The sequence below is a fragment of the Nocardia sp. NPDC051030 genome, assembly GCF_040683015.1.
Classification (GTDB): Bacteria; Actinomycetota; Actinomycetes; order Mycobacteriales; family Mycobacteriaceae; genus Nocardia.
In genome coordinates, this window is record NZ_JBFBCD010000009.1 from 287,717 (window position 1) to 314,057 (window position 26,341).

General features: G+C 66.1%; 29 protein-coding genes. 16 read left to right on the forward strand and 13 right to left on the reverse strand.

What is annotated here, in order from left to right; genetic code table 11:
• Positions 1-5: 5 nt before the first annotated feature.
• Genes AB0N05_RS29280 through AB0N05_RS29300 form a run of 5 tightly spaced genes read left to right on the forward strand, consistent with a single transcriptional unit; the run spans position 6 to position 4,194 of the window.
• A complete protein-coding gene (locus AB0N05_RS29280) occupies positions 6-947 on the forward strand; it encodes a DUF4129 domain-containing protein (protein ID WP_364699650.1) in 942 nt (313 codons plus the stop codon).
• Between the two features lie 49 nt (positions 948-996).
• Positions 997-1,500, forward strand: a complete 504-nt coding sequence (locus tag AB0N05_RS29285) for a hypothetical protein (protein WP_364699653.1) — start codon at positions 997-999, stop codon at positions 1,498-1,500.
• 21 nt (positions 1,501-1,521) lie between these two features.
• Positions 1,522-2,484, forward strand: a complete 963-nt coding sequence (locus AB0N05_RS29290; RefSeq protein ID WP_364699655.1) for a MoxR family ATPase — start codon at positions 1,522-1,524, stop codon at positions 2,482-2,484.
• A 7-nt stretch (positions 2,485-2,491) separates the two neighbouring features.
• Positions 2,492-3,766, forward strand: coding sequence for a DUF58 domain-containing protein (locus AB0N05_RS29295; RefSeq protein WP_364699658.1), 1,275 nt, complete (start codon positions 2,492-2,494; stop codon positions 3,764-3,766).
• Positions 3,763-4,194 (forward strand): hypothetical protein, encoded by a 432-nt coding sequence (locus AB0N05_RS29300; RefSeq protein WP_364699661.1) that lies wholly within the window; start codon positions 3,763-3,765, stop codon positions 4,192-4,194. The genes AB0N05_RS29295 and AB0N05_RS29300 overlap by 4 nt, the downstream gene beginning before the upstream one ends.
• Before the next feature lie 81 nt (positions 4,195-4,275).
• Here the strand turns inward: AB0N05_RS29300 and AB0N05_RS29305 are convergent, their stop codons facing one another.
• The 3 genes from AB0N05_RS29305 to AB0N05_RS29315 form a co-directional block, all read right to left on the reverse strand.
• Positions 4,276-5,208, reverse strand: coding sequence for an AraC family transcriptional regulator (locus AB0N05_RS29305; protein ID WP_364699664.1), 933 nt, complete (start codon positions 5,206-5,208; stop codon positions 4,276-4,278).
• A 10-nt stretch (positions 5,209-5,218) separates the two neighbouring features.
• Entirely contained in the window at positions 5,219-6,154 is a 936-nt protein-coding gene (locus AB0N05_RS29310) for an NADP-dependent oxidoreductase (RefSeq protein WP_364699667.1), read from the reverse strand.
• A gap of 154 nt (positions 6,155-6,308) precedes the next feature.
• On the reverse strand, positions 6,309-6,548 hold the full coding sequence (locus tag AB0N05_RS29315) for a glutaredoxin family protein (RefSeq protein WP_364699670.1): 240 nt from the start codon (positions 6,546-6,548) through the stop codon (positions 6,309-6,311).
• A 94-nt stretch (positions 6,549-6,642) separates the two neighbouring features.
• On the opposite strand from AB0N05_RS29315, the gene AB0N05_RS29320 reads away from it, so the two are divergent.
• Positions 6,643-6,873, forward strand: a complete 231-nt coding sequence (locus AB0N05_RS29320) for a DUF433 domain-containing protein (protein WP_364699672.1) — start codon at positions 6,643-6,645, stop codon at positions 6,871-6,873.
• A 129-nt stretch (positions 6,874-7,002) separates the two neighbouring features.
• Here AB0N05_RS29320 and AB0N05_RS29325 read toward each other — a convergent pair whose 3' ends face one another.
• Together AB0N05_RS29325 and kstD are read right to left on the reverse strand one after the other, a co-directional pair.
• A complete protein-coding gene (locus AB0N05_RS29325) occupies positions 7,003-7,863 on the reverse strand; it encodes a MaoC/PaaZ C-terminal domain-containing protein (RefSeq protein WP_364699674.1) in 861 nt (286 codons plus the stop codon).
• A 385-nt stretch (positions 7,864-8,248) separates the two neighbouring features.
• Complete coding sequence (kstD, locus tag AB0N05_RS29330; protein WP_364699677.1) at positions 8,249-9,967, reverse strand: 3-oxosteroid 1-dehydrogenase; 1,719 nt, start codon at positions 9,965-9,967, stop codon at positions 8,249-8,251.
• 142 nt (positions 9,968-10,109) lie between these two features.
• Here kstD and AB0N05_RS29335 point away from each other — a divergent pair, with 142 nt between their 5' ends.
• From AB0N05_RS29335 to dmpG, 3 genes are read left to right on the forward strand one after another with little or no spacing between them, the layout of a single operon-like run.
• Positions 10,110-10,895, forward strand: a complete 786-nt coding sequence (locus tag AB0N05_RS29335) for a 2-keto-4-pentenoate hydratase (protein ID WP_364699680.1) — start codon at positions 10,110-10,112, stop codon at positions 10,893-10,895.
• A 25-nt stretch (positions 10,896-10,920) separates the two neighbouring features.
• Positions 10,921-11,829, forward strand: a complete 909-nt coding sequence (locus AB0N05_RS29340; protein WP_364699683.1) for an acetaldehyde dehydrogenase (acetylating) — start codon at positions 10,921-10,923, stop codon at positions 11,827-11,829.
• 12 nt (positions 11,830-11,841) lie between these two features.
• Positions 11,842-12,894, forward strand: a complete 1,053-nt coding sequence (gene dmpG / locus AB0N05_RS29345; RefSeq protein ID WP_364699686.1) for a 4-hydroxy-2-oxovalerate aldolase — start codon at positions 11,842-11,844, stop codon at positions 12,892-12,894.
• Between the two features lie 71 nt (positions 12,895-12,965).
• Here the strand turns inward: dmpG and AB0N05_RS29350 are convergent, their stop codons facing one another.
• Positions 12,966-14,000 carry an AraC family transcriptional regulator ligand-binding domain-containing protein gene (locus AB0N05_RS29350; RefSeq protein WP_364699689.1) on the reverse strand — a complete coding sequence of 345 codons (1,035 nt, stop codon included), beginning with the start codon at positions 13,998-14,000 and terminating at the stop codon, positions 12,966-12,968.
• Between the two features lie 175 nt (positions 14,001-14,175).
• Between AB0N05_RS29350 and AB0N05_RS29355 the strand changes: the two genes are divergently transcribed.
• A complete protein-coding gene (locus AB0N05_RS29355) occupies positions 14,176-14,523 on the forward strand; it encodes a hypothetical protein (protein WP_364699692.1) in 348 nt (115 codons plus the stop codon).
• A 42-nt stretch (positions 14,524-14,565) separates the two neighbouring features.
• On the opposite strand, the gene AB0N05_RS29360 is transcribed toward AB0N05_RS29355, so the two are convergent.
• Positions 14,566-15,111, reverse strand: a complete 546-nt coding sequence (locus AB0N05_RS29360) for an RNA 2'-phosphotransferase (protein WP_364699695.1) — start codon at positions 15,109-15,111, stop codon at positions 14,566-14,568.
• A 198-nt stretch (positions 15,112-15,309) separates the two neighbouring features.
• Between AB0N05_RS29360 and AB0N05_RS29365 the strand changes: the two genes are divergently transcribed.
• Positions 15,310-16,143 (forward strand): DUF559 domain-containing protein, encoded by an 834-nt coding sequence (locus tag AB0N05_RS29365; RefSeq protein WP_364699698.1) that lies wholly within the window; start codon positions 15,310-15,312, stop codon positions 16,141-16,143.
• Between the two features lie 58 nt (positions 16,144-16,201).
• Here AB0N05_RS29365 and hsaB read toward each other — a convergent pair whose 3' ends face one another.
• The 4 genes from hsaB to hsaA are packed head-to-tail and all read right to left on the reverse strand — an operon-like array spanning position 16,202 to position 19,773.
• Positions 16,202-16,774, reverse strand: coding sequence for a 3-hydroxy-9,10-secoandrosta-1,3,5(10)-triene-9,17-dione monooxygenase reductase subunit (gene hsaB, locus AB0N05_RS29370; RefSeq protein ID WP_364699701.1), 573 nt, complete (start codon positions 16,772-16,774; stop codon positions 16,202-16,204).
• A gap of 22 nt (positions 16,775-16,796) precedes the next feature.
• Positions 16,797-17,696 carry an iron-dependent extradiol dioxygenase HsaC gene (gene hsaC, locus AB0N05_RS29375; protein ID WP_364699704.1) on the reverse strand — a complete coding sequence of 300 codons (900 nt, stop codon included), beginning with the start codon at positions 17,694-17,696 and terminating at the stop codon, positions 16,797-16,799.
• A gap of 2 nt (positions 17,697-17,698) precedes the next feature.
• Entirely contained in the window at positions 17,699-18,601 is a 903-nt protein-coding gene (hsaD, locus tag AB0N05_RS29380) for a 4,5:9,10-diseco-3-hydroxy-5,9,17-trioxoandrosta-1(10),2-diene-4-oate hydrolase (protein ID WP_364699707.1), read from the reverse strand.
• Positions 18,602-18,603: 2 nt separating this feature from the next.
• Positions 18,604-19,773: a 3-hydroxy-9,10-secoandrosta-1,3,5(10)-triene-9,17-dione monooxygenase oxygenase subunit gene (gene hsaA / locus AB0N05_RS29385; protein ID WP_364699710.1), complete on the reverse strand. Its 1,170-nt coding sequence runs from the start codon at positions 19,771-19,773 to the stop codon at positions 18,604-18,606.
• 210 nt (positions 19,774-19,983) lie between these two features.
• Here hsaA and AB0N05_RS29390 point away from each other — a divergent pair, with 210 nt between their 5' ends.
• On the forward strand, positions 19,984-21,207 hold the full coding sequence (locus AB0N05_RS29390; RefSeq protein ID WP_364699712.1) for a Rieske 2Fe-2S domain-containing protein: 1,224 nt from the start codon (positions 19,984-19,986) through the stop codon (positions 21,205-21,207).
• Positions 21,207-21,536: a hypothetical protein gene (locus tag AB0N05_RS29395; protein WP_364699714.1), complete on the forward strand. Its 330-nt coding sequence runs from the start codon at positions 21,207-21,209 to the stop codon at positions 21,534-21,536. The genes AB0N05_RS29390 and AB0N05_RS29395 overlap by 1 nt, the downstream gene beginning before the upstream one ends.
• Positions 21,537-21,543: 7 nt before the next feature.
• On the opposite strand, the gene AB0N05_RS29400 is transcribed toward AB0N05_RS29395, so the two are convergent.
• Positions 21,544-21,954 (reverse strand): cupin domain-containing protein, encoded by a 411-nt coding sequence (locus AB0N05_RS29400; protein ID WP_364699716.1) that lies wholly within the window; start codon positions 21,952-21,954, stop codon positions 21,544-21,546.
• A gap of 122 nt (positions 21,955-22,076) precedes the next feature.
• Here AB0N05_RS29400 and AB0N05_RS29405 point away from each other — a divergent pair, with 122 nt between their 5' ends.
• Together AB0N05_RS29405 and AB0N05_RS29410 are read left to right on the forward strand one after the other, a co-directional pair.
• A complete protein-coding gene (locus tag AB0N05_RS29405) occupies positions 22,077-22,991 on the forward strand; it encodes an AraC family transcriptional regulator (RefSeq protein WP_364699718.1) in 915 nt (304 codons plus the stop codon).
• Positions 22,992-23,084: 93 nt separating this feature from the next.
• Positions 23,085-23,822 carry a Sir2 family NAD-dependent protein deacetylase gene (locus AB0N05_RS29410; RefSeq protein WP_364699720.1) on the forward strand — a complete coding sequence of 246 codons (738 nt, stop codon included), beginning with the start codon at positions 23,085-23,087 and terminating at the stop codon, positions 23,820-23,822.
• A 5-nt stretch (positions 23,823-23,827) separates the two neighbouring features.
• Here the strand turns inward: AB0N05_RS29410 and AB0N05_RS29415 are convergent, their stop codons facing one another.
• Positions 23,828-24,580, reverse strand: coding sequence for a DUF427 domain-containing protein (locus AB0N05_RS29415; RefSeq protein WP_364699722.1), 753 nt, complete (start codon positions 24,578-24,580; stop codon positions 23,828-23,830).
• A 161-nt stretch (positions 24,581-24,741) separates the two neighbouring features.
• Here AB0N05_RS29415 and AB0N05_RS29420 point away from each other — a divergent pair, with 161 nt between their 5' ends.
• Positions 24,742-26,160, forward strand: coding sequence for an amino acid permease (locus AB0N05_RS29420; protein ID WP_364699725.1), 1,419 nt, complete (start codon positions 24,742-24,744; stop codon positions 26,158-26,160).
• The last annotated feature ends 181 nt before the right edge of the window (positions 26,161-26,341 follow it).

Here is a 26,341-nt window from a genome sequence, read left to right on the forward strand (position 1 = left end):
ACTTCGTGACTGGGGTGGGGACGGTGGCAACGCGCGCGATCGGGCTGATCGCGCTGCTGGCGCTGGCCGTTGTCGCCCTGCGCGGGTACATCCCCGGCGCGGGCGGACCCGCCGCGCCGCGCCCGTCGTCGGCCGTGGCCCTCGCCCTGATGCCGGTGCTGCTGCTGGTTTCGGTGGTGATCCTGGCGGCCGGAGTCATCAATAGTCAGCATCGGCTGCCGCTGGCCATGCCGGAACCCGATCGCGGCCTCGATCGCCGGACCCTGCGCTTAGGCGGGATCGGCCTGCTGGTTCTGATCGGCCTGTCGGCGCTCGCACTGCTGATCACCTCCATCGTGTCCGTGTATCTGGTCGGGCCGGGGCGGGAGGACAAGTCGGGGCAGACGGTGTCGACCCTCGAACCGGGCTCGAATGGCACGCCGGTGGAAACCGTTGCGCCGCCATCGAATTCGTTGCCCCAGGAACCGCTGGGCGGTACCGCCCTGGTGATCGTCGGCATCTGCGCGGGTGCACTGGTGCTGGTGGCCATGACCGGTCTGGTGGTGGTCGCCATGGGCTCGGGGCGCCGACCGGCCGCGCAATCCGGTCTGCTCGCACCGGCCACCCCGACCGAGGCGGTCTCGCTGGCCAAGGTCGCCGAGATGGGCCTGGCGGCCATGATCGCGCCCGGCCAGGATCCGCGCACCGCCATCATCGCCTGCTATGTCGCCATGGAACGCGGTCTGGCGACCGCGCGCGAGGTGGCCCCGCTGGCCTCGGATACGCCGTCGGAGGTGCTGGCGCGCGCCTTCGATCGCGGCTTCCTGCACGATGCGTCGGCGCGCGAACTGGTGGCCCTGTTCGAGGAGGCCCGCTTCAGCCCGCATTCCATGCTGGAGTGGCAGCGGATGCGCGCCGAGCAGTTGCTGCGTATCGTGTTGGCTGATCTGCAGCGGCAGGCGGCATGAAACACGTTGTCGCAGAGTCTGCCCCGCAGGAACGAACGGGGGCCCCGTCATGAACCGGGTCGCGATCGTGGTCGGCGCGGTGGCGCTGGTCGGCCTGTTCGAATTGCTCGCCATCGGCAATCAGCGGGAAACCCTGATGCCCCTCGCCGCCATCCCGGTGGCCGGGGCGCTGTGGCTGCTCATCTGGACCTTGCAGCAACGCGCCCGCAAGCTCGGCCCGACCGGACCGGACGACCACGAGATCGACAATGGCCCCGCCGAAATGCTGCAACGCTGGCAGGCCCGCGCCACCATGCTCGCCGACCGCGCGGAAGGCTCCCGCGCCGACTGGGACCGCCATCTACGACCCCTGCTGGCCAAGGAATTCGAACTGACCAGCGGGCACCGCATGGCCAAGAACCGGCGTGCCACCGAGATCGCGGGGCAACTGCTCTTCGGCCCGGAATTGTGGCGCTGGGTGGATCCGGCCAATGCGGCCCTGCGCGATCAAGTCAATCGCGCGCCGGGCCGCGCCGCGCTGGACGAGATCCTGCGCCGCCTACAGAACATGTGAGACCGAGATGCGAGACGAGACATGACTTCACCGATGGACGTGACCATCAAGCGCACCGACGCGGTACTGCGCGAAATGTCCCGCGTCGTGGTCGGCAAGCGGGATGAAATGCAGCTGATCATGATCGCGGTGCTCGCCGGCGGCCACATCCTGATCGAGGACCTGCCCGGCCTGGGCAAGACCCTGATCGCCCGGTCGTTCGCGGCGACCATGGGCCTGAACTTCACCCGCGTGCAATTCACCCCGGATCTGCTGCCCGCCGACCTGATCGGCTCCACCATCTACGATATGCATTCCGGCCGTTTCAGTTTCCGCCGCGGCCCCGTGTTCACCAATATGCTGCTCGCCGACGAAATCAACCGCACCCCGCCCAAGACCCAGGCCGCCCTGCTGGAGGCCATGGGCGAGGGACAGGTCTCCATCGACGGCGAAACCTTCCCGCTGCCGGACCCTTTCATCGTGATGGCCACCGACAACCCCATCGAATACGAGGGCACCTACCCGCTGCCGGAGGCCCAGCTCGACCGCTTCGCCATGCAACTGCGGCTCGGCTACCTGTCCGAATCCGATGAGATGAGCATGATCCGCCGTCGCCTCGAACGTGGTTCGCAACCGGCGCAGACCGGCCAGGTCGTGGACGCCGCCGGGCTGATGGAAATGCGGCAGAGCGTGGAATTCGTGACCGTGCACCCGGATGTGGTCGGCTATGTGGTCTCGCTCGCCTCCGCCACCCGCGGCCATCCGCAGGTGGAGGTCGGTGCCAGCCCGCGCGCCGAACTCGACCTGGTGCAGATGGCGCGGGCCCGCGCCCTGCTCAATGGCCGGGACTACGTGGTGCCGGAAGACGTGAAGGCTCTGGCCATTCCGGCCATGGCGCATCGCATCACACTGCGCCCGGAAATGTGGGTGCGCCGCATTCGCGGGGAAGACGTGATCGCCGAACTGCTGCGCCGGCTCCCGGTGCCGCGCGCCACCCCCGCGTGAGGCGCGCATGAGGCATCGCGACACCAGCACCTCCACCGAGGCCGAACTGCGTTGGCGGCCCGCGCCTTTGGTGTTCATGCTGGCCGTGGTGTCCGCGCCCGCGCTGGTGCTGGCCATCGTGTTCGGAAAGTGGCAGCTGACGGTCTTCGCCGCGCCGATGCTGGGCGTGCTCGCCAGCGCGCCGCTGCAGCAGACGCGCACCCGGATCCAGGTGGATGGCGCAGGTGTGTTGCGCTGCTTCGAAACCGAGGAAGTGGTGCTGACCGCCGCGGCCTTCGTGGAGAGCGGGCACGCGCTGCTGCGGCTGCATCCGGAATCGATCCACGGCATGGAATCGCGCGTGGAGGAGGTGCTCGACTCCGGGCCCGCGCCCGCCGGTCTGCGCCTGGCCCTGTCCTCACCGCGCTGGGGTCGCTACCCGATTCCCATGCGCGTCACCGCATTGAGTCCCGCCGGTCTGGCGGTGGCCTCGGTGCAGCTGCCCGCCGGTGAGGTGTACGTGTACCCCATCGCCGACCCGCAGCGAATGCGCCTGCCCCGCACCGAACTTCCCGAACGCATGGGCAGTCACCTGACCCGGCGGCACGGTCCCGGCGTCGAGTACGCCGATATCCGCGCGTACACGCCCGGCGATCAACTCCGCACCGTGAACTGGCCGGTGAGCGCCCGCCGCGGTCAGCTGTTCGTGACCGAACGCTTCACCAACCGCGCCGCGGATGTCGTTGTCCTGGTGGATACTTCGCTCCAGGCTCCCGGTCCCGCCTCGGATTCCCTGGAACTGTCCGTGCGCGGCGCGGCCCAGGTGGCGCAGTCCGCGCTGCAAGCCGGTGACCGCACCGCCGTGGTCGCCCTCGGCCGCTCCCCGCGCTGGCTGCGCCCCGATATCGGCCGCCGCCAGTTCTATCGAATCGTCGACACCGTCCTGGATGTCGGCGACGAGCACATAGCCACCCAGGGCACCCTCGCCCCCCACGCGGCCGTCCCCATCGGCGCGGTGATCGTCGCCTTCTCGACCCTGCTCGACACCCAATTCGCCTTGTCCCTCATAGATCTCCGCAAACGCGGCCATGTCGTCGTGGTCGTGGACGTCCTACGCGGCCCGCCCTTCCACGGTGACCTCGACTCCACCCTCGCCCGCATGTGGCAACTGGAACGCACCTCCATGTACCGCGACATGGGCACCGTAGGCGTAGACATCGTCTCCTGGCCCGAAGGCACCCGCCTCGACCAGGTCATGCGCCTCCTCCCCGACCACCGCCGCACAGTCCGAGTCCGCCGATGACCAAATTCCTCGCCGTCCTCTCCGGCCTCCTCCTAGCCCTAGCGGTAGGCCTCGTACAGCCCCTGGCCGCCATCCCCGTCCTGATCTTCGCCATTGCGGGTTGGCGCTGGCGAACAAGCGCAGTCTGCGCCGTCCTAACAGCCGTAGCCGTCCTAACCTTCACCAGCACCGGAGCCTTGATAGCAGGCGCAATAGGCCTGGTAGCCACCACCTACCTCCTGAACACCGCCACAGTCTCCGCCCCGATAGGCGTAGTCCCCACAACAATCCCCTCAGTAGCCGGAGCCCTCCTCTTCACAGCCGCCGCAGGCGCAGCAACCCTCCTCCCCACCGGCATAGCCTGGCTCCCCATAGCCGCCCCCATAGCCGTAATAATCCTCTACGCCTTGATAATCCGAGGCCTAACTCCCAACCCCCCAACCTCTTGAACAGGTGAGGGAGCTGTGGTGGTGGGAAATTCGGACAAATCCCACCGCCAGAGCTCCCTGATCTTGTTCAATCCTCGCGGGCTAGGCGGCGGTGCGGGATTGGCGGCGGTATTGGCCGGGGGCCAGGCCATATTCGCGTTTGAAGGCTTTGCCGAAGGCGAATTCGGAGCTGTAGCCGGCGCGGGCTGCTACCGCGTCCATGGGGAGGTCGTCTTCTCGGAGTAGGCGGGCGGCGGTGGTCAGACGCCAGCGGGTTAGGTAGGCCAGTGGGGGTTCGCCGACCATGGTGGCGAATTTTCGGGCGAAGGCGGCTCGGGATAGGCCTGAGTGGTCGGCCAGGGTTTGGACGGTCCAGCTTGCGGAGGGGTCCTCGTGCATGGCGGACAGGGCGGGGGCTACGGCCGGATCACGGAGTGCCGCAGCCCATCCCACGGATTCTGTTTGAGGCTGATCTTCCACCCAAGCCCGCAGGATGTAGAGCAGGAGAGCGTCGATGAGGGCGGGCACTATGCCGTGGGAGCCGATTCGAGGGTTGTCGAGTTCCGCGCCCAAAAGGGTTATAGCGGAGGTCAATTCGGGATGGCGGCCGTGGCGGGCGGGAAGGTGGATGACCTCGGGGAGTTGCCGTAGGAGGGGGTGTGGTCGCTGGCCGTCGAGGTGGTAGTTGCCGCAGAGGAGGCTGGTGACCGGGCCGTCCCCGCCCAGGCGGACCATGCCGACCGGTGGCTTGCGGGAGTACTGGTCGGGGCGGGGGACTTCGGCGGGGGTGTCCGGGTGGTCGGCGAGGATGTGGCCGGAACCGTCGCGGACGAAGATCAGGTCGCCGGGGCCCAAGGCGATCGGTGCGGTGGTGTGTTCGGTCGGGTAGATCCAGCAGGTGCCGTGCAGGACGACGTGGAAGCCCGCGCCCGCGGTTTCCGGGAGTCGCATTCCCCAGGGGGCGTGGCCTTCGGTGCGGACCGAATTGGGCGCGCCGGTTCGCATCGAGGCCAGCGCCTCACTGAGGACGTCCATGGTGTTCTCCCTATTCGGTGGCGTCGACGGTCAGCACGACCTTGCCGACCAGCTGTCCGGAGGCGACGAGTTCGTGCGCCTTGCCCGCGTCCTCCAGAGGGAGCGACTCGGCGATGGTCGGGCGCAGCAGGCCCGCGTCGGCCAGTTCCGCGATCGCTTCCAGCGCAGCGTAATCCGGCTCCACGGAGACGCCCGCGAAACGCCGTCCCGCGGCCTGTACGGCGGCGGCCAGTTCGGGCTTCATGTGTTCGAGAATGCTCACCAGCACTCCGCCCGGCTTCAGCACCGACAGCGACCGCTCACCATCGGCGACCGAATCGAAGACGATATCGATGTCTTGCACGGCCTCGGTGAAATCGGTTGTGCGGTAGTCGATCACCTCGTCCGCGCCGAGCTCGCGCAGGTAGTCGTGCTTGCCCGCGCTGGCCAGTGCGATCACGTACGCGCCGCGTGCCTTGGCGATCTGCACGGCCAGATGTCCGACGCCACCCGCAGCCCGGTGGATCAGCACCCGGTCGCCCGCCTTCACACCGGCCCGGTCCACCAGCCCCTGCCAGGCGGTCAGCGCGGCCAGCGGCAGGGCCGCCGCCTCGACGTGACTCAATGCCGCGGGCTTGCGAGCGACCTGACGCGACGGCGTGGCCACATACTCCGCGTACCCCGTGGCGGCGCGCGGGAAGAACGGCATCCCGAACACTTCCTCGCCGACCTCGTAGCGTGCGCCCGGCCCGGCCTCCTCGACCACGCCGGAGATATCCCAGCCGACCCCGAACGGCGGCTGCCCCAGCAGCGGGAAGGCCCCCGACCGCACGGCCACATCGACCGGGTTCACGGAACTGGCGTGTACCCGCACCAGCACCTCACCCGACAGCAGTTCCGGCTTGGCGACCTCGGTCACCTCGAGCACCTCGGGACCGCCGAAGGACTTCTGGATCGCTGCACGCATCGTCTTCTCCCATTGCTCGATTGCTTGTCCGCCGGTTGCTCCGTCGAACCAACATCGACAACGTTATCCAGCATCTGGAAGACAATGAATGCCTTGGAGTCTCCAAATTTTATCCATAAGTCTTCATTTGGAGACCAGTGGATAGATCCGAGCCTCAGTATCCGAGGGCCGCCGCCAGCTCGGGATTGGTCGGTTCGATGAGCACCGCGCCGCCCGGCAGCACCACGACCGGAATGTCCTTCCGCCCACCGGCCAGCTCGATCGCCCGATCCCGCGCCGCGTCGTCATGCTCCACATCCACCTCGGTGAACGCGACGCCGTTCTCCCGTAGCCAGCTCTTCGCGCGTCGGCAGTCCCCGCACCAATCCGCCCCGTACAGCACGATTTCGTCCATATGTCCGACCCTAGGCCACCCGATCATGAAGACCACAGACCCCGGTCACCCGAACCACAGAGAAGGATTACAGTCCAGCCCTACTATTCGGGGCATGCCCAATCTCGACCGCATCACCTCCGACCTTGCCGTCTGCGGAGGGATCCCGGTGATCCGGGGTCATCGCTACCCGGTAGCCCTACTCCTGGACCTCATGGTCGCGGGCGTAACCCCCGAAGAGCTCCTCGCCGACTTCCGGGGCCTCGACCGCGAAGACCTGGTCGCAGTCCTCGAATACGCCACCCTCCCCACGCCAACCCCAAGCCCCATCCCAGCCAGGGCGTAACCACAAACGCCGAGGGAGCTGTGGTGGCGGATTTCGGGGGTGAAATCCGCCACCAGAGCTCCTTGATCTTGTGGGAGAACGGGAATGGGCCGCGACCCCGAGGGGGCGCGGCCCATGGGGGCATTCGCGTCAGGCGTAGGTGAGGACTACGTCGGCGAGGACGGGGGCGTCTTCGCGTTCCACGACGGTGGCGGCGATGATGAGTTCGCCGTCCTGCTGCCAGATTCGGCTGCGGATGGTTTCACCCGGGTAGAGGACTCCGGCGAAGCGGGCGCGGAAACCCTTGACGCGCGCGGCATCCGAATCCAGGACGGTGTCGGTGGCGGTCTTGCAGACCAGGCCGTAGGTGCACAGGCCGTGCAGGATCGGGTTGGGGAAGCCTGCGTTGCGGGCGAATTCCGGATCCGAGTGCAGCGGGTTGCGGTCGCCGCACATGCGGTAGAGCAGGGCCTGCTGGGTCAGCGTCGGGGTGAGGACGTCGTAATCCGGTGCGCGGTCGGGGAGTTCGGTTTTGGTGGAGGGGCCGCGGTCGCCGCCGAAGCCGCCCTCGCCCTTGGCGAAGATGGAGGAGCGGGCGGTCCAGAGGGGTTCGCCGTCCGAGCCGACGGCGGTGTGTTCCTGCCAGACGACGGCGGCCGCGCCCTTGTCCCAGAGCTCGCTGATGCGACCGGTCATGGTGGCCTTGCCGGAGGCCGGAATCGGGCGGTGCACCACGATTTCCTGGCTGCCGTGCACCACCTTGGCGAGGTCGATATCGATGCCGGGGAACTGCACCTTCGGCGGCTCGGTCTCGTGGAAGGACGGCGCGACGGTGGCGAAGGTCGGCAGCACCTGCGGGGTGCGGTCGTCGAGGTAGCGCAGTTCACGCGCATCGGTCCAGCGCCCACCCGCGCCGAGCGCCAGGTTGTAGTGCTGCACATCGCTTGGGGCCCAGGCGAACTCCCGGGCGGGCAGCTCCGCGCCGAGCGCGATATTCGGGTCGATGGGCATGAAGTTCTCCTCGTTGAGTTCGGTGGGCGCTCACCCGCAGCGAGACCCCACTCGGGTCCGATCCTGCGCTCGCGTCCGGTGTCTCGGCAAGCGCGAGCCCGCTCGCCGGGACGCGTGTCGCGGGGCATCCGCCCGCCGAGGCCGCGCCCGATTGTGGGGTCGCATGCCACGCGCGGGCGCGGCCTCGGGGTATTCGGTTGTGCGCTGCGTGGCCGCCGCCCCGTGGAGCGGGCTCCCGGGCGCGAATTGCCTTGGGCGGCTTGCAGTTCTTCGGTGGTACCGCCGACGCCGGGCAGGGGGTTCCATTGTCGGCGGGTGGGTTGGGCGCGGGCACGACGTGACCCTTACTCGCGCCCAACCCGGTCCTGAATCGGGTTGGGGCGATTCAGGACGCTTGGTCGGCCACGACCGGCTGTCCCTTTTTCGCCTTAGCGGCGAGGTCGAGGGCGGCCAGGTAGCCGAAGGTGATGGCGGGTCCGATGGTGGCGCCGGGGCCCGCGTAGGTGTGGCCCATCACCGGGGAGGAGGTATTGCCCGCGGCGTAGAGGCCCTCGATGACGGTGCCGTCCTCGCGCAGCACGCGGCCCTCGTTATCGGTGACCAGGCCGCCCTTGGTGCCGAGGTCGCCGGGGACCATGCGGACCGCGTAGAACGGGCCGACCTCCAGCTTGTTCAGGCACGGGTTGGGCTTGATGGTCGGGTCACCGTAGTAGCGGTCGTAGGCGCTGTCGCCACGCTTGAAGTCCTCGTCCTTACCGGTTTCGGCGAAGCCGTTGAACCGGGTGACGGTCGAGGCGAGGCTTTCGGCGGGCACGCCCATCTTCTCGGCGAGCTCGGCCAGGGTCGGGGCCACGACGATGTTGTCGTTTTCCATCCACCGGGACGGAAAACGCTGACCCGGCTGTAGCCCAGCGAAGATGTAGCGACTCCGGTAGCGCTGGTCGAACACGAGCCAGGACGGCACGTTCTCGCCGGGGCCTTCACCCTGCCCGTATTCGCCGCCGTACATGGTGTGCACAGCTTCGACGTAAGGAGCGGACTCATTACCGAATCGCTTGCCGTCGTTGTTGACGATGATGCAGCCGGGCAGGTTGCGCTCCGCGAGCGCGAACCACGGCTTGCCTTCGCCCTTGAGCGTGGTCGGACCCCACCAGGAATCTTCCATGAAGTCGATGGCCGCGCCCGCGTCGATGCCCGCGCGGATCGCGTCGCCGGTATTGGCGGCCGCGCCCGTGGTCCATTCGGTGGTGATGGGTTCACGCTGGTACTTGTGCCGCATTTCGGCGTTGTGCTCGAACCCGCCGGCCGCCAGCACCACACCGTATTTGGCGTTGAACACGACGGTCTCGCCGTTCAGTTCGGCCTCGACGCCGGTGACCACGCCGTTCTCGATCACCAGTCCGCTCAGCGGAGTGTTCAGCAGCACCGGCACATTCGCGTCGAGCAGGCCCTTGCGCATGCCCGCGATAATGGCCTGGCCCATGCCGACCAGCGCCTTGCCGGTGACCTTGCCCCACGCCCAGCGGGTGCCGACCCGCAGCACGGTGGCGAAGCCGATCGGATGCCGGCGCAGCAGGTTGAGCTTCTTGTAATCGGCTTGCAGCACGACCACGTTCAGCGGGGCCTTGCTGTAGGGCGGTTCCAGGTTGAATCGTTCCGCGCCGAGCTTCTTGGTGTTGAACGGCTTGGGCTCGCAGCTGCGGCCGTCCGCCTTGCCGCCCGGTGCTTCGGGGTAGTAGTCGCTGTAGCCGGGCACCCACTTCATCTTCAGTGGGGAGTTGTCGAGCACGAAGTCGAAGGCCTCCGCGCCGCGGTCGACGTAGGTGTCGATCTTCTCCTTGGGCACGCCCACATCGCCGATGATGCTGTGCAGGTAGGTGCGAGCTTCTTCGCGGTCGTCGGGCCGCCCGGACGCGAGGAGCGCCTTGTTGCCGGGAATCCAGACGCCACCACCGGAGCGTGCGGTCGAGCCGCCGTAATGCGCGGCCTTCTCGATGAGCACCACACGGAGTCCGTTGTGGGCGGCGGTGAGAGCGGCGGTCATACCGGCGGCACCGCTGCCGACCACCACCACGTCGTAATCCCGATCAGTCATGTAGAACACGTTATAGAATCAATCCTGGTTTGGTCTATGTTGGTCTGGCAGATGGGACTGCTGAAGCGATCTTCTTCACAAAAACTCGTTTCAGTTTCTAGGCTCGTAACCGACTGGCCACCGGCCGTCCCCCGCAATGGAAGGAATCAGCGTGCTGACCGACGCGCTTCGGACTGAACTGGCGGAAGAGCTCGCCCTCGCAGAGCGGGACCGGGTTCCGCTCGACCCGCTGGTCGCACGGTATCCGGGCATCGACGTGGTCGATGCCTACGAGATCCAGCTGATCAATATCCGGCGGCGGACCGCGGCCGGATCCCGCATCATCGGCCATAAGGTAGGCCTGTCGTCGAAGGCCATGCAGCAGATGATGGGCGTCGACGAACCCGACTACGGCCACCTGCTCGCCGAAATGGAAGTCTTCGAAGACGTTCCGGTGGACACGTCCAAGTTCCTCTACCCGCGGGTCGAGGTCGAGGTCGGCTTCGTGCTCGGCGCGGACCTGCCCGGCGAGGATTGCACCGAGGAAGACGTGCTGGCCGCGACCGTCGCGTACGCGCCCGCCATCGAGCTGATCGACACCCGCATCAAGGACTGGAAGATCGGTCTGTGCGACACCATCGCCGACAATGCGTCCTCGGCGGGCTGGGTGCTCGGTCCCGAGCGGGTCGCCCCGAATGAGCTGGATATCAAGAAGATCGACGCCGTCCTCACCCGCAATGGGGAGATCGTCGCCGAGGGTCGCAGCGACGCCGTGCTCGGCGACCCGACCATCGGCGTCGCCTGGCTGGCCCGCAAGGTCGCCCAGTTCGGCGTGCGCCTGAAGAAGGGCGACATCGTGCTGCCCGGTTCCTGCACCCGCGCCATCGACGCCCGCCCGGGCGACGACTTCACCGCCGAGTTCGCCGGACTCGGTTCCGTTCGTCTGCGTTTCAGCTGACACTGCACCGAATAGGGAGATAGCCGTGACTGCAAGCAAAGTCACCGCCGCGATCGTCGGGTCCGGCAATATCAGCACCGATCTGCTGTACAAGCTGCTGCGCTCGGACAAGATCGAGCCGCGCTGGATGATCGGCATCGACCCGGATTCCGAGGGGCTCAAGCGGGCCCGCGGACTGGGCCTGGAAACCTCTGCGGAGGGGGCGGATTGGCTGCTGGCACTGGATGAGAAGCCGGATCTGCTGTTCGAGGCCACCTCGGCATACGTGCACCGCGCGTACGCGCCGAAGTACGAGGCGGCCGGTATCCGCGCCGTTGACCTCACCCCCGCTGCCGTCGGCCCGGCTGTGATTCCGCCGGTGAATCTCGATTCGCTGCGGGATGCACCGAACGTCAACATGATCACCTGTGGTGGTCAGGCGACCATTCCGATGGTAGCCGCAGTTTCGCGCGTCGTCCCGGTGGCGTACGCCGAGATCGTCGCCTCGGTGTCCTCGGTCTCGGCCGGACCCGGAACCCGCGCCAATATCGACGAATTCACCAAGACCACCTCCAAAGGCGTGGAAACCATTGGTGGAGCGCAGCGCGGCAAGGCCATCATCATTCTGAATCCGGCCGAGCCGCCGATGATCATGCGGGACACCATCTTCTGCGCCATCCCCGAGGATGCCGACCGCGACGCGATCACCGCCTCGATCCATGAGATGGAGAAGTCCATCCAGCAGTATGTGCCGGGCTACCGTCTGCTCAACGAGCCGCAGTTCGACGACCCGTCGCTGGTTTCCGGTGGCATGGCGAAGGTTTCGATCTTCGTCGAGGTGGAGGGCGCGGGCGACTTCCTGCCGCCGTACGCCGGCAACCTGGACATCATGACGGCCGCCGCCACCCAGGTCGGCAATGTGATGGCCGATCAAATCATCTCGGCTCGGGTGTAAGGAGATTCGACCATGAGCAATGTGCTGAAGCCCTTCTCGGGCGAACTCGATGTGCGCGTCACCGACACCTCACTGCGGGACGGCTCACATCACAAGCGTCACCAGTTCACCGTCACCGAGGTGCGCGATATCGTCGGCGCGCTCGATGCCTCCGGCGTGCCGGTCATCGAGGTGACTCACGGCGACGGCCTGGCCGGTTCCTCCTTCAACTACGGTTTCTCCAAAACCCCTGAGCAGGAACTGATCAAGGCTGCCGCGGAGACCGCCAAGCAGGCCAAGATTGCCTTTCTGATGCTGCCGGGCGTGGGCGTCAAGGAAGACATCCGGATATCGCAGGACAACGGTGCGTCGATCTGCCGCATCGCCACGCACTGCACCGAGGCGGATGTCTCGATCCAGCACTTCGGCTTCGCCCGCGATCTGGGGCTGGAGACCGTCGGCTTCCTGATGATGGCGCACAGCACCACGCCGGAGTTGCTGGCCAAGCAGGCCCGCATCATGGCCGACGCGGGCTGCCAGTGCGTGTACGTCGTGGACTCGGCCGGTGCGCTTGTGCTGGAGCAGGTTTCGGACCGGGTGTCCGCGCTCGTCGCCGAGCTCGGCAATGACGCGCAGGTCGGCTTCCACGGCCACGAGAACCTCGGCCTGGCCGTGGCCAACTCGGTGTACGCGGTGCGCGCGGGCGCGACCCAGATCGACGGTTCGGCGCGGCGTTTCGGCGCGGGCGCGGGCAACCTGCCGGTCGAGGCCTTCATCGGCGTGTGCGACAAGCTCGGCATCAAGACCGGCGTGGACTTCTTCGCCATTACCGACGCCGCGGAAGATGTTGTGCGCCCGGCCATGCCGAGCGAATGCCTGCTCGACCGCCAGGCCCTGATGATGGGTTATGCGGGCGTCTACTCGTCCTTCCTCCGGCATGCGGAGCGGCAGGCCGAGCGCTACGGCGTCTCCGCCGCCGAGATGCTGGTTCGCGCGGGCAAGCGCAAGCTGGTCGGCGGCCAGGAGGATCAGCTGATCGATATCGCCCTGGAACTCCAGCGCGAGAAGGCTGCTGTCTCCGCCTGATTCGAGGCATCAGCAAACCCGAGAGGGCCGCGACCGGTTCGTTGAAAAGCGACAGCCGGTCGCGGCTTTTCTCATAGTTGGGCCGAGACCCGGCCCCGGTTCTCGCGAGCGAATTGGCCGGGAGCTTGGCCTTTCCAGGCGCGGAAGGCGGAGGTGAAGGCGGAGACGCTGCTGTAGCCCAGGCGGATTGCGGCCTGTTCCACCGTCATTCCGGCCAGCAGCAGTTCCTCGGCGAGCAGGCCGATGGTTTCGGTGGTGAGTTCGCGGAAGGTGGTGCCCTCGTCGGCAAGTCGACGGCGCAGGGTGCGGACGCTGATGTCGAGTTCGGCCGCTATGCCGGATTGGTCGGATATGCCGCCCCGTGAGATGAGCATCTGCCGCACCTGCCCGCTGATGCCCTGCCGCCGCTTACGACGCTGCATGAGATCGGCGCACTGCTGCTCATAGAATCGCGCGGTGGCCGCATTCGCCTGCGGGAGCACGAGATTCTGTAGTCCGGCCGGACCGGTGACCACCGACCGCGCGGCATTGAACACGACCTCCTCGACACCGAGCATGGCCCCGAACATCTCGTAGACCGGATGCGGCGGGAACGCCACCGCGACCCGAATAATGGGCGGGCGCATGGGGAGAACGTCCTGCTGAATGGTCCAGATGGCGGCCACATCCCGCTCCACCGCGAATCTGCGCACTTCGGGCGGTACCCCGGAGTCGTCGCGGACTATGGAGACCTCCTCACCGTTCATCACCACCTGATGGCGGGCGACGGTGAAGGACAGGTCGGCGTAGCGCAGCGCCAGATCCACGGCATCACGCACGGTCGGACAGCTCATCAAGGCGAAGCCGAGGACGCCGAGACTGGGTGGGTGGCACAGTAGCCCGGCCATCAATCCCATCCCGGGCTCATCACCTACTCCGGCCACAACATTGCGCATCAGGGCCAATTCCTGTCCGAGAGTGATCTCCGCGGTGGAATCGACCAGATTGATGTCCCGAATGCCCGTGTCTCGCAGCAGCGTAGGCAGTTCCAGGCCGCGGCTGGTGGCGAACTCGACCAGCAGCGCCGCGCTGGTGATGGAGCGCAGGTTTGCTTGACCGTCGGTCACCCTTGAATGGTCGCAAACTTTCGGCTTACCCATGCCCGGAACGGCCGGGTAAGTTGCTGAAATAGGCCGAAATTCGCCTGTTTCTGACCCATGGCGGCCTGGAAGAAGTAGCGTCCGGAGCCATACAGTGAATATCTAGCGAACTACAACCGATAGACATGGAGAAGGTGAACCAATGGCCGCCTGGCAGGTGTTCACGGCCACCCTTGCAATGCTGGCGATCATGACGATTACGGTCGTCAGCCTGCACCACCCCCATCAAGATCCGGACAGACTCTCGGTCGATCGCATCAGAGAGCGAATCACCAACGAGCACAGCCACTCCCACGAACTGGTGTCCACCCCGTCGGTATGGTCCCATATGCCGCCGGAGCATCCACTGGACGTGCAGGAAGCCCACCGGACAATGCAACAGCACCGTCGCTGCGTGGTAGCCGAATGTGACCGCAAAGCCGCCGCCTTCCGAGCCCTCATAGACGCCGGGCGAATCAAACCCACTCGCATGCCGCCGGCTCTCCACTAGCCCCGGCTACCGTCCCGCCCCCAGTCCTCGCCCCGTCCCGGCTCAAAGCCCCGCGAGGTAACCCGGCGGGACAGCGGCAACCAGCCACACCCCGTTGGTGCTGACCCGAAACTCGTGACCGTCGCGAACCATAGCGGCCGCATCCACGGTCAGCACCACCGGCTTGCCCCGCCGAGATCCCACCCGGACCGCGGTCTCCATCACCGCCGACAAATGCACCGCATGCCGCCGCATCGGTTTCAACCCCTCGACGCGAATCCCCGGCAACGCGGCCGCGACCGTCCCATGAAAAAGCACCTCCGGCGGAACACTCACCGCATAGTCGAGTTCCACCTCGACGCTATGCCCCTGACTGGCCCGAATCCGAGTCCCACTCGCATCGAACTCGAACCGCCGCTTGTCATTCCGAGCAACCACCTCATCCAACTCAGCCCGGCTCACGGCCCGCCCCCGCCGCTTCAGCCCGGCCAGCAACTCCTCAACCCCCACCCACCCGGCAGCATCCAACACCAGCCCGATCTCCTCCGGCGCATGCCTTAAATGACGACTCAGCCGCTTGGAAGTCTTAACCATCAACACGTTATCCATCCAAAAAGTGAACCAGCCCCACCCCAAACCCCGAAAGCAAATATCGCGCCGGGCCCGGACCAAGATCAGGGAGCTGTGGTGGTGGGATTTGTCCGAATTTCCCACCACCACAGCTCCCTCACCGGATCTTGTCGGTGGGGAGGGGGAGCATCGGCGGGCATGGGGGAAATTAATGAGCCATTCGTAGGGTCTTGGGCGGTGGCGGCGGGAGTAGTGAGTCAGTGGGAGTTGCGGCGGGACTTCGTTCGGGTGTTTCCGGATGTGTATGCGCCGCGCGGATATCCGATGGGTGCGGTGGAGCGGGCCAAGGCCGCCGTGCACTGGACGAAAGGGGCGGGGGTGCTGGTCGGGCATTCCGCGTTGGCGATGTTGGGCTGTCGGTGGGTGGATGAGCGGCTGCCGGTGGAGATCGCATTGCCCAGTTCTCGGCGGCCACCTGCTGGGATCCGGACCTTTCGGGATCGGATAGCCCGGCACGAGTGCTGCGAGGTCGAGGGGTTTCCGGTGACCACACCGGTGCGCACCGGATTCGATATCGCTCGCAGGTATGACCGCGAACTGGCGATTCCGCTACTCGATACGCTGTGCGCCGCAACAGGTATCGATCCCGAACAGGTGGTCGACTTCGCGGGCGGGCATTTCGGCAGCCGAGGAACCGCCAGACTGCGGGCCGCACTGGAGCTGGTCGATGCACGCGCGGAGTCACCGCAAGAATCACGGACGCGGCTGCTCTTGATCGACAGTGGATTACCGAAACCCGCGACACAGATAGTCATCCGAAATGAGCGCGGGAAGTTCATCGCGCGGGTCGATATGGGTTGGGAACAGTGGCGGGTCGCGGTCGAATACGACGGCGCTCAGCATTGGACCGACCCATTGCAGTACGAGAAGGACATTGACCGAATCGCTGCCCTGGAATGCCTGGGGTGGAAGGTGATCCGAGTAAGCGGCAAGCACCTCAGTGCGAATCCCGAGGTAGTCGTGCACCGAGTCCGGGACGCACTCCGCGAGCACGGCTTCGGAAAAGGGTGAGGGAACTCTGGTGGTGGGATTTGTCCGAATTTCCCACCACCACAGCTCCCTCACGGGTTTACAACCACGTGTCCAGGGTTGTGGTGGTGAGGAAGTGTTCGAGGTCGGCTCGCCAGGGGGCTGGGGTGGACTTTTCCGGTTCTATGGCGGTGTATTGGCCTCGGTAGAAGAGTAGGGGCCTGCCGGAATCCGGGGATTCCGACAGGGCCTGTACTCGGCCGATCACTATGTAGTGATCGCCGCCGTCGACGACCCTGTCCACAGTGCACTGGATCGTGGCCAGGGCGTCGTCGAGGAGTGGGACGTTGAGTTCGGCTGTGCGCCAGGGGACTCCGGCGAACTTGTCGGGTTCGCGGGAGCCGAAGCGGGCGCATACCGGTTGTTGTTCTTCGGCGAGCATATTGACGCAGAACTTGCCGTTCTGCTCGATCGCCGCCCAGGAACGGGATTCCTTGGTGGGGCAGAACAGGATCAGCGGGGGATCGAGGGAGAGGGCGGCGAAGGACTGGCAGGCGAAGCCCACCGGGTTGCCGTCACCGTCGAGGGTGGTGATGACGGTGATGCCGGTGCAGAAGGAGCCCAGCACATTACGGAATGCGCGGGGGTCGATCACGGGATCCGTCGTGGTCATGAGTTCGTCGCCTTCGTTCTCGCTACTTGAATCCGACGGTGAAGTCGTGGCCCCACAGGCTGACCGCGGTGGATTCGCGGGCGATCCAGGACTCGTCCTCGACTTCCAAACCCTCGCAGCCGAATTCGATATCGAATCCGCCCGGCGTCTTCATGTAGAAGGACAGCATCTTGTCGTTGATGTGCCGCCCGAGGGTGGCCGACATCTTGACCTTCTTGCGGTTCGCGCGATCCAGGCAGAGGCCGACATCGTCGGAGTTCTCCACCTCGACCATGAGATGCACGATGCCGGTCGGGTTGGGCAGCGGCAGGAACGCCAGCGCGTGGTGACGCGGGTTGCAGCCGTAGAACCGCAGCCAGGCCGGGTCACCGTCGGCGGGACGGCCGACGATCTGCGGGGGCAACCGCATGGAGTCACGCAGCCGGAAGCCCAGCACGTCCTGATAGAACGCCTGTGCGGCGGCATCATCGTTGCAGGTCAGCACCACGTGGCCCAGACCCTGCTCGGCGGTCACGAACTTGTGGCCGTACGGGCTGACGAAGCGGCGGCCCAGGTACTGCGCACCGTAGAAGGCCTCGAGGGTATTGCCGGAGGGATCCTCGAACCGGATCATGCCCTCGACGCGACGTTCGGCGAGCTCGTCCTTCTCACCCTCGGTGTAGGCGACTCCGGCCTTGCCGAGGGTTTCCCGAAGCTGTTGCAGCCCTTTGGCGTCGGTGACCTCCCAGCCGGAGACCAGCAGCCGGTCCTTGTCGCCGGGCACGATCACCAGGCGCGCCGCGAAATCATCCATGCGCAGGTAGAGCGCGTCCGGGTTATTGCCGGAGCCCTCCATCATGCCGAGCACCTTGAGCCCGTATTCGCGCCAGGCCGCCATATCGGTGGCCTCGATGCGCATGTAGCCGAGCGCCTTGATACTCATGCTCACTTCTCCTTGACGCCGAGCAGGAAGTCGGTTGCCAGGCGGTTGAATTCGTCGAACTTCTCCAATTGCGCCCAGTGGCCGCAGCCGCCGAACACATGCAGTTGTACGCGCGGCACCATCTTCAGTGCAACGAGTGCGCCGTCGATCGGGTTCACCCGGTCTTCGCGTCCCCAGATGAGCAGCACCGGCTGCCGCAGTGTGAACGCGTCGCGCCAGATCATGCCCTTGGCGAAATCGGCTCCGGCGAAGGACCGTCCCATGGCGCGGGTGGCCTCGAGCGACTCCGGCTGGCTGGCGGAGGCGAAACGCTCCTCGACGAGTTCCGGCGTGATCATCTTCTGGTCGAAGACCATGATCCGCAGGAACGCCTCGAGGTTCTCGCGAGTCGGCTCGTAGTTGAACTTCGAGAGCAGCTTGACGCCCTCGGTCGGATCCGGCGCGAACAGGTTGGTGCTCAACCCGCCCGGGCCCATGAGTACGAGCTTGCCCGCGCGATCCGGGTAGTCCAGCGCGAATCGGGTGGCCGCGCCGCCGCCGAGCGAATTGCCCAGCAGGTGAACGCGTTCGGTAATGCCGAGGGTGTCGAGCAGATCCTTCAGCGCCGAGGCCGAGTGCACGAAGTACTGCGGGTGCTCGGTCGGCTTGTCGGACAGCCCGAAGCCGGGCTGATCCACTGCCAGCACATGGAATTCGCGCGCCAGCACCGGAATGTTCTTCGCGAAGTTCGACCACGACGAAGCGCCCGGTCCGCCACCATGCAGCAGCACGATGGTGGGGCCGTTGCCGACCCCAGCCTCGTGGTAGTGCAGCTTCAGATCCGGCCGCACCTGCGCGAAGCGCGAGGTGGATTCGAAAGTTATTGCCGCGGCGGGCCGCGAAGTGCCTTCAGTCACAGTGGTCATGGCTACACCATCGTGTCGGTGATCGGCAGACCGAACGCGTGCGTGCCGTACATGACGTAGGCGCGCTCGGCGTCATTGGCCGCGTGCACCCGGCCCGCGTGCGCGTCACGCCAGAAGCGCTGCAGTGGAGTGCCATTGGCGAGGGCGGTCGCACCGGATGCCTCGAAGAGCCGGTCGATCGAGGCGATCGCGCGACCGGTGGCGCGCACCTGGTCACGGCGAGCATTGGCGCGCAGATCGAACGGAACGTCCTTGCCCGCAACCAGGTAGGCGTATTCGTCCGCGACATTGCCGGACAGCTGGCGCCAGGCGGCGTCGATGTCACTGGCGGCCTCGGCGATGCGCACCTTGCCGAACGGATCGTCCTTGGCGTTCTCGCCCGCGTAGGCGGCGCGCACGCGCTTGCCCTGATGCTCGACATGCGCCTGGTATGCGCCGTAAGCCATTCCGACGATCGGGGTCGAGATGGTGGTGGGATGTATTGTGCCCCACGGCATCTTGTACACCGGATCGGTATTCTGCTCCAGGCCAGGCGACTTGAGCTCGCCCATGGTGCGGAAGCTGAGGAAGCGGTGCCGGGGTACGAACACGTTCTCGACGACGACCGTGTTGGACCCGGTGCCCCGCAGGCCGACCACATTCCACACGTCATCGATGCGGTATTCGCTGCGCGGGATGAGGAACGAGCCGAAGTCGACCGGCTTGCCGTTCTTGATCACCGGTCCGCCCACGACCACCCAGGTGGCGTGATCGGAGCCGGAGGACCAGGCCCACTTGCCGTTCACGGTGTAGCCGTCGCCGTCCTCGGTCACCACGCCGGCGCCCATCGGGGCGTACGACGAGCTGATGCGCACGTCGGTGTCCTCGCCCCAGACCTCTTCCTGCGCACGCTGATCGAACAGCGCCAGGTGCCAGTTGTGCACGCCGATGATGCCGGACACCCAGCCGGTGGATCCGCAGGCGCTGGCGATCTTGCGAACGGTGTCGTAGAAGACCACCGGATCGGCGGCGTGGCCGCCCCACTGACGCGGCTGCAGCAGCTTGAAGAAGCCCGTCTCCTGAAGGTCCTTCACCGACTCCTCGGGGAGTTTGCGCAGGTCCTCTGCTTCTTGGGCGCGCTCACGCAGCGTGGGAAGCAGTGCCTCGACCCGCTCGACTACTTCTTGGCTCATCTCGCCAGTTGCTCCTGCCTGGTGTGGTTATCCACGAATGATCGGGAAGCGGTTCTCGTTTGCCCCTGAGAGTAGAACAGGTTCTTATTCCTGTCGAGAACGGCGTCCAAGTCCAGTTCAGGGCACGCCCATCCTGGTAGTCGGCCGTATCGCTGGCGCCGCGCGCCGCAATTTTGTAACGTGTTCTAGTACTTCCAAGGAGGAGCAACGATGGCGACAACCCCCCAAGGGCCCCGCGGGAAGGTCCGCGAGATCGACGTGGGCAGCACCCCCACCCGCTACGCCCGGGGCTGGCACTGCCTGGGTCTCGCCGAGACCTTCCGTGACGGCAAGCCACACTCGGTCATGGCATTCGGCACCAAGCTGGTCGTTTTCGCGGACAGTAAGGGTGTTCTGAAGGTGCTCGACGGCTACTGCCGGCACCTCGGCGGCGACCTGTCGATGGGCGAGGTCAAGGGCGATTCGATCGCCTGCCCGTTCCACGACTGGCGCTGGGGCGGCGACGGCAAGTGCACGGGCATTCCCTATGCCCGGCGCGTGCCCCCGCTGGCCCGCACCCGCGCGTGGCATGTGCTGGAACGCAATGGTCAGCTGTTCGTCTGGCACGACCACGAGGGCAGCGCGCCCACGGACGAAGTCACCATTCCCTATATCGATGGCCCGTTCAAGGACGCCGAGGGCAATGACCTCGGGACGCTGTCCGACAACTGGACCCCGTGGACCTGGCACTCGATGCTGATCGAGGGCGCCAACTGCCGCGAGATCATCGACAACGTCGTGGATATGGCGCACTTCTTCTATATCCACTACGCGTTCCCGACGTTCTTCAAGAACGTGCTCGAGGGCCATGTCGCGACCCAGTACCTCGAGACCAAGGGGCGTCCCGATATCGGCCAGGCGGCCGAGGCGGGGATCGATGTGCTGCTCAAGTCCGAGGCGGCCTATTTCGGCCCCTCGTACATGGTCAATCCGCTGCTCAATATCTACAGCGGGTACGAGGTCAAGACCGTTCTGATCAACTGCCACTACCCGGTCACGCAGGACTCGTTCGTGCTGATGTGGGGCGTGACGCTGGAGAAGCCCAAGGGGCTGCCGGACGATCAGGCCGCGGGCTTCGCGCGCAAGATGACCGAGGGCGTGAGCGAGGGCTTCCTGCAGGACGTGGAGATCTGGAAGCACAAGTCCAAGATCGACAATCCGCTCCTCACCGAGGAGGACGGCCCGGTCTACCAGCTGCGCCGTTGGTACGACCAGTTCTATGTGGACGTCGCCGATATCGACCCGAAGTCCACGCAGCGCTTCGAGTTCGAGGTCGATACCACCAAGGCCAATGAGGCCTGGGAGCTCGAGGTGCAGGAGAATCTGCGCAAGAAGCGTGAAGCCAAGGAAGCGGCAGCCGCCGCCGACACGGCTTCGGAGGAGGCGAACGTCTGATGACCACCTGGGCGAAAGCACCCGACTTCGCGGACCTTCCGGAGCGACGAGCACAGGTGCGCGCCCAGACGGTCCTCGACAAAGAGCACTACATGGAGTCCGGGCTGACACCGATCGCGTGCCAGTCCTGCGGAACGGAAGTGCTGGTGCGCAAGCACAGCCACAATCAGAAAACCGTGCAGTGGACGGTCAATCCGGCCGACCACTGCCCGGTCTTCCGCAAAATGGCCGAAGCCGGACCGATTTTCGGCAAGCCCGACTCCTGCCCCAACCTCGAGAAGACCATCGACCACGCGGTCGCGGAGGGTCTGCTCGAAATCGACGCCTAGCGCCGGATCAATCCATCCGGAAATCGGCGAAGTCGAAGCCCGGGGCGACGATGCAGCTCACCAAGGCGTAGTCGTCGCCCGCCGGGCGGGCGGCCTGGCTCACCCCACCGGGGACCACCGCCTGGGGGCGGTGCCCCTGCTCGGCATCGGGTCCGAGGACGATTTCCTCACCCCCGATGTTCAGCAGCAGGGGGCCGCCTCGATGCCACAGCCAGATCTCGTCCGAGAGCACGGTGTGCGGTGCGGATTTCTCTCCCGGCAGCAGGAGGAAGTAGATCGCGGTCGCGCTCGCGCGGGGGCCGCTGTAGCCCTCGGGCTCGAATTCCACTCCACTGCGCCAGGTTTCCCGGAACCAGCCACCCTCGGGATGCGGCTGAAGATCCAATTCTGCGGCCAGTTTCGGACGGTCGTCGCTCATCAGGCCACTGTATTTCGATGCGCCGATCGATGCCGCGTGACGCGCATCCGTGAGTGCATGGGCAACGGGTGCGCTTGAATAGATGTCTGAAGCTCGCATCGACCGAGCTGTAGGGTGGATATGTGGACATCCTCAGCGAGACCATCGCGGCCATTCGTACCGGCAATCCGGCCTCTGGCATGTTCGTGCGGCATGCGCCGTGGGGGCGGCGGTATCCGGTTGTTCCGGGCGCGGGATTCCATGTGATGCTGCAGGGTTCGTGCTGGGTGGTGACACCGGACGGCGAGCCGATCGCGCTGGGGCCCGGCGATGTGTTGTTCATGCCGCGCGGCGCGAATCACGTGCTCGTCGACAGTCTGGACAGTCCGGTCACCGAAACCGCCAGGCCGGGGGAGCCGCGCGAGATCGTCGGGCCGGGGGTGCGGGCCGCATTGGTGTGCGGGGCATATGAACTCGGGCGCAATCGCAGTCATCCATTGCTCGATGAGCTGCCCGAATTCATTCATCTTCCCGCGCGCCCCGGGCGGCATCCGGCCTTGCGGGCGGCGGTGGATCTGCTCGCCACCGAGATCGCCGAACCTCGGCCGGGCACCGATGCCGCCATTCCGGCACTGCTGGACACGCTCTTGCTGTTCATGTTGCGTGCTTGGTTCGACGAGCAGGCCGAGGAGTCCTCCGGGTGGGCGGGTGCGTTCACCGATCCCGCCGTGGCCGCCGCCCTGCGTGCGATTCACGGTGAACCCGAACGGGCTTGGACCGTACCGGAATTGGGTGCGGTGGCGGGAGTCTCGCGCGCGACGCTGGCCCGGCGGTTCACCGCGACCGTGGGGGAGCCGCCGCTGTCGTATGTCACGCGCTGGCGCATGCTGTCCGCCGCGCGGCTGCTGCGCGAGACCAACACCCCTTTGGCGAGTGTTGCCCGAAAGGTCGGGTATCAAAGCGAATTCGCCTTCGCCAAGGCGTTCAAGCGGGAATATGGGCAGGCCCCGGGACACTACCGGCGCTCGGAGGACAGGCCCGCGGTCATCGCCGTCTAGGTGTTGCTCAGAGTGCGGTGTTATTCGAAGTGCGGTGTTGCTCAAAGTGAAATGCCTGGCCCCGCATTCGCCCGGCGCACTACGCTGAAGCGAATGACGGATTGGCGTACGCGCAAAGGTCCGATCGGGGTGCTCACCGGGGCGGGCATCTCCACCGATTCGGGTATCCCGGATTTCCGTGGGCCGCGCGGGGTGTGGACCACCGACCCGATCGCCGAATTGCTATCGACCTACCAGCATTACGTGACCGACCCGGAGCTACGGGTGAAGTCCTGGCTGGCGCGGCGTGACAATCCGGCCTGGCGGGCGCAACCGAATGCGGCGCATCGGGCGCTGGCCCGGCTCGCCGCGGGCGGGCGTCAGGTCCGGATCATCACCCAGAACATCGACCGGCTGCATCAACGCGCGGGCTCGGATCCGGTGGTCGAGATTCACGGCAACATGTTCGACGTGGTCTGTATCGACTGCGAATACACCACCACCATGGCCGCCACCCTCGAACGCGTCGCCGCCGGTGATCCCGACCCGGCTTGCCCCGACTGCGACGGCATTCTGAAGGCGGCCATCGTCATGTTCGGCCAGCACCTGAATCCGGAGGCGATCCGGGCCGCGGTGGATATCGCCGAGACGAGCGAGTTGTTCCTCGCGGTCGGCACCTCGTTGCAGGTGGAGCCCGCCGCGTCCATGTGCGCGGTGGCCGTCGACTCGGGGGCCGAGCTGGTCATCGTGAATGCCGAGCCGACCCCGTACGACGTGTACGCCGCCGAGATCGTGCGCGAGCCGATCGGCAGGGCGCTACCGCGACTGGTGTCGGAACTGCTGGGGGACTGAACGATTCAGCTGAACGGGGACTGTGGGCGGGCCTGCAGTTCGCCGTCGATCCAGATATCGACCTTCTCGTTGTAGAAGCAGGCCAGACCGGCGATCTTCTGGCTCTCCGGCAGGGGAGTGCGGTAGATCCACACCAGATCCCGATGCTCTTGCCCACCGGCCCGGACACTCCAGTATTTGGCCACGCCCTTGTAAGGGCACTGCGACTCGGTCTCCGAGGGGATCAGCAGATCCATGCGGACATCGGTGAGCGGCAGGTAGTAGCGCGCCGGGAGACCCGTTTCGAACAGGATGCGCGGGGAGTGCGAATCCGCGACGGTCTCCCCATTGATCTCCACCCGAATGTGGCGGGAGCTGGCCAGGATGTCGACGCGGCTGTAGGGGTCGCGGGGGTGGACGTAGATCGGCTCGTCCTCCTCGAACCATTCGTCCATGGCGTCGAAGTCCAGGCGTACCAGGTCGCGCAGTTCCTCGATGGGGGAGTCGAGGTAGCGCACGGCCGCGCCCGGTGCGACCACGCCGTCGGCCACCACATCGAATTCGGTGCCGTCGCCGCGCTCGCGGGAGTGCCGGGTCGCGCCCGAGGGTTCCAGCTTGGCGCGCAGGTCGGCGGCGGGCAGGTAATAGGTGGGGTAGTACGGGTGCTCCCACACCAGGCGAGGGGTGGCGGAGTCGGCGGTGAGCTGCCCGCCCAGATAGACGCGCACCCGCTTGGCGCACGGTTCGACGCGTACCCGGCCGTGGTTCGGTTCGGTCATACCTCTCGACGGTACGCCGGGGCGGATGGTGCTGGCGGGGAACGGAATTCGCCTGCTCGAGGTGTTTTGTCCCGATTCTCGCCACACCGACGATTTTTATACCCTGACCTGCCCCGATATGGTGTTCGAGCAACACTCGAGCAACTTGAAGGTGGCGGAAGATGTCGGAACCGAGCAGCACCGGCTCGCTGGTCGAAGAAGGACAGCAGCAGGGACTGCGGACCGGCCTGCGCCGCCGCCACATGACCATGCTGGCCATCGGCGGCGCGATCGGCGCGGGCCTCTTCGTCGGCAGCGGCTCGGTCATCGGCACCGCCGGACCGGCCGCCATCATCTCCTACGCCGCGGCGGGACTGCTGGTGCTGTGCGTCATGCGGGCGCTCGGCGAAATGGTGGTGGCCCGGCCGGTCGCCGGATCGCTCGCCGAGTACGCGCGCATGGCACTCGGACCGTTCGGCGGCTTCACCATCGGCTGGCTGTACTGGTACCTCTACGTCATCCTCGTCGGCGCGGAGGCCGTCGCGGGCGCGGCGATCCTGTCCAGCTGGATCGACCTGCCGCACTGGGTGCTGTCCGCCGCCCTGCTGACCGTGATGACGTCGGTCAACCTGATCTCGGTGAAGTCCTTCGGCGAGTTCGAATTCTGGTTCGCGTCCATCAAGGTCGTGGCCATCGTGGTCTTCCTCGCCATGGGCGCGGCTTGGGTCTTCGGCCTCTGGCCCGGCTCCGAGAGCGGCTTCCACAATCTCACCGACTACGGCGGCTTCGCCCCCAATGGCATTACCGGCATCTTCTCCGCAATCGTCGTGGTCATGTTCGCCTTCGGCGGCACCGAAATCGTCACCGTGGCAGCCGCCGAATCCCGCGAGCCCGGCCAGGCGGTAGCCCGAGCCACCAATAACGTCCTATGGCGAGTAGGCCTCTTCTACGTGGCCTCGATCTTCCTCGTGGTCACGATCCTCCCCTGGAACGACGCCCAGGTCCTGAAGAGCCCCTTCGTCAGCGCCCTCGACCACATGGGCGTCCCCGCCGCAGGCACCATCATGCAGGTGGTAATCCTGACCGCGGTCCTCTCGGTCCTGAACTCCGCCATCTACGTCTCCTCCCGCATGCTCTACGTCCTCACCCGAGACGGCGACGCCCCCGCCTCCCTGGTCAAGGTCAACAAACGAGGCGTCCCCGCCCGAGCAGTCCTCCTGGGAACAGTCGCCGCCTGGGGCGCAGTAATCGCCTCCTACATCTCCCCCGACAAGGTCTTCACCTTCCTGGTCAACTCCATAGGCGTAGTCCTAGCCTTCGTCTACGTCGCAATCATGATCTCCCAGTTGAAACTCCGAGCCCGCCTACGCCGAGAAGACCCCTCAGCCCTCACCTACCGAATGTGGGCCTACCCCTACCTCAGCTGGCTGGTAATCATCGCCATCTTCGCAGTCTTCACCGCCATGGCCCTAAACGAAGACCAACGCCCCCAACTAGCAGCCTCAACCGTCTCCCTCCTAGTAGTAGCCGCCCTCTACCCCCTCCGAGCAAAACTCGGCCGCAAGCCCCCCGTCCACGAGGTAGAAGTCCTCCGCCACTGACGAATCCAACTCCGGCACACCAAAACAGCCCCCCTTCACCGAGGGGGACATGAGCCGGGGTTTTGTCCGTTTACCCCAGCCTCATGTCCCCCTCGACGTGCCCCTTCCGGTCTGTTTCTCTTGTCTTTGGTTGTTGGTCCCGGAACGGGACCACAGCCATCCAGCCAGGCCGGGACGAGAG

Coding starts and splice junctions, on each gene's coding strand:
- AB0N05_RS29320 (WP_364699672.1), top strand. CDS start 6,643: ATGCCCAATCTCGACCGCATCACCTCCGACCTTGCCGTCTGCGGAGGG.
- hsaD (WP_364699707.1), bottom strand. CDS start 18,601: ATGACCACTGTGACTGAAGGCACTTCGCGGCCCGCCGCGGCAATAACT.
- hsaA (WP_364699710.1), bottom strand. CDS start 19,773: ATGAGCCAAGAAGTAGTCGAGCGGGTCGAGGCACTGCTTCCCACGCTG.
- hsaB (WP_364699701.1), bottom strand. CDS start 16,774: ATGACCACGACGGATCCCGTGATCGACCCCCGCGCATTCCGTAATGTG.
- AB0N05_RS29390 (WP_364699712.1), top strand. CDS start 19,984: ATGGCGACAACCCCCCAAGGGCCCCGCGGGAAGGTCCGCGAGATCGAC.
- AB0N05_RS29310 (WP_364699667.1), bottom strand. CDS start 6,154: ATGCGTGCAGCGATCCAGAAGTCCTTCGGCGGTCCCGAGGTGCTCGAG.
- AB0N05_RS29395 (WP_364699714.1), top strand. CDS start 21,207: ATGACCACCTGGGCGAAAGCACCCGACTTCGCGGACCTTCCGGAGCGA.
- AB0N05_RS29415 (WP_364699722.1), bottom strand. CDS start 24,580: ATGACCGAACCGAACCACGGCCGGGTACGCGTCGAACCGTGCGCCAAG.
- AB0N05_RS29285 (WP_364699653.1), top strand. CDS start 997: ATGAACCGGGTCGCGATCGTGGTCGGCGCGGTGGCGCTGGTCGGCCTG.
- AB0N05_RS29325 (WP_364699674.1), bottom strand. CDS start 7,863: ATGCCCATCGACCCGAATATCGCGCTCGGCGCGGAGCTGCCCGCCCGG.
- AB0N05_RS29410 (WP_364699720.1), top strand. CDS start 23,085: ATGACGGATTGGCGTACGCGCAAAGGTCCGATCGGGGTGCTCACCGGG.
- AB0N05_RS29420 (WP_364699725.1), top strand. CDS start 24,742: ATGTCGGAACCGAGCAGCACCGGCTCGCTGGTCGAAGAAGGACAGCAG.
- AB0N05_RS29355 (WP_364699692.1), top strand. CDS start 14,176: ATGGCCGCCTGGCAGGTGTTCACGGCCACCCTTGCAATGCTGGCGATC.
- hsaC (WP_364699704.1), bottom strand. CDS start 17,696: ATGAGTATCAAGGCGCTCGGCTACATGCGCATCGAGGCCACCGATATG.
- AB0N05_RS29360 (WP_364699695.1), bottom strand. CDS start 15,111: ATGGATAACGTGTTGATGGTTAAGACTTCCAAGCGGCTGAGTCGTCAT.
- dmpG (WP_364699686.1), top strand. CDS start 11,842: ATGAGCAATGTGCTGAAGCCCTTCTCGGGCGAACTCGATGTGCGCGTC.
- AB0N05_RS29300 (WP_364699661.1), top strand. CDS start 3,763: ATGACCAAATTCCTCGCCGTCCTCTCCGGCCTCCTCCTAGCCCTAGCG.
- AB0N05_RS29305 (WP_364699664.1), bottom strand. CDS start 5,208: ATGGACGTCCTCAGTGAGGCGCTGGCCTCGATGCGAACCGGCGCGCCC.
- AB0N05_RS29400 (WP_364699716.1), bottom strand. CDS start 21,954: ATGAGCGACGACCGTCCGAAACTGGCCGCAGAATTGGATCTTCAGCCG.
- AB0N05_RS29315 (WP_364699670.1), bottom strand. CDS start 6,548: ATGGACGAAATCGTGCTGTACGGGGCGGATTGGTGCGGGGACTGCCGA.
- AB0N05_RS29295 (WP_364699658.1), top strand. CDS start 2,492: ATGAGGCATCGCGACACCAGCACCTCCACCGAGGCCGAACTGCGTTGG.
- AB0N05_RS29290 (WP_364699655.1), top strand. CDS start 1,522: ATGACTTCACCGATGGACGTGACCATCAAGCGCACCGACGCGGTACTG.